The organism is Bartonella sp. CR127HXZ, from assembly GCF_042194555.1.
Taxonomy (GTDB): domain Bacteria; phylum Pseudomonadota; class Alphaproteobacteria; order Rhizobiales; family Rhizobiaceae; genus Bartonella; species Bartonella grahamii.
In genome coordinates this window covers 1-801 of record NZ_JBHIMZ010000064.1, presented here as the reverse complement: position 1 = coordinate 801, position 801 = coordinate 1, and the positions used below count along the sequence as shown (strand labels likewise).

Below are 801 nucleotides of genomic sequence, written 5' to 3'. Positions count from 1 at the left end.
AAAGCCGTATCATAAAGATGCGGCTCCATTTTGAGATATAAACACTGAATAAGAATTTTAAAAAGTCTATACTTTTTTCAAGTGATTTAAAAAATATTAATTTATATAATAATGGATTATAAGAGCAAAAAAACAGAGAATATTTGCTAATAAACTAGCACCTATTAATATTCCATAATTTCTGAGTTTTTTTAAAAATCTTTCCATATTATCATCTACACTTGATTTTATAGCAGACACTTTGGATAACGAGATTTCATATGATTTCATTTGTTCAGAAAGTTTTTACTCATTTCTTGGTTGATTTCTTTGTTTATATATGTGGCTGCTTCAGTTATTAATTTTCCAGCTGTTTTTTTTTCTTCCTCTACCATAGCATTACGTGCAGTTAAAATGTAATTGATCATTTGATTTTGATGTTCGTGAAGTGTTTTTAAAGCTGAATCTAGCATTATATCAGATAAAAAAACAGTCATGAGAATTGGATCATTTGGTGGAACAAGTTGATTAAATTCTTTAGTTATTTTTTGCCGAATGGCATCAATATCAACGGACATTTTATATTCCTGGAATAATAGCTATCTGGTCAAATAACATGCTTTTGACGCGTGCTAAGCGGCTTTTGGCCATAATGCTGAATTCGTTTGAATTTGTAATTTCGTTAAAGGTTAATTTTTTATCAAGCATTGTTTTTATATCCTCCCCAAAAGTGCTAGATGTTTGTTGTGGAATTGTAACAATAGCAGAAATTCTTTCTTTAGTTTCTTCAAATACTTTCATTTCTTCAAAGTTTTTTCCATT

General features: G+C 28.6%; 1 protein-coding gene and 1 pseudogene. Both read right to left on the bottom strand.

The annotated features are described in order from the left end of the window. Nucleotides 1–266: 266 nt before the first annotated feature. Nucleotides 267–557 (bottom strand): hypothetical protein, encoded by a 291-nt coding sequence (locus ACFIKY_RS09105; protein ID WP_375661743.1) that lies wholly within the window; start codon nucleotides 555–557, stop codon nucleotides 267–269. Between the two features lies 1 nt (nucleotide 558). Next, nucleotides 559–801 (bottom strand): annotated as a pseudogene (locus ACFIKY_RS09100) (conjugal transfer protein TraL); the annotation flags it as partial.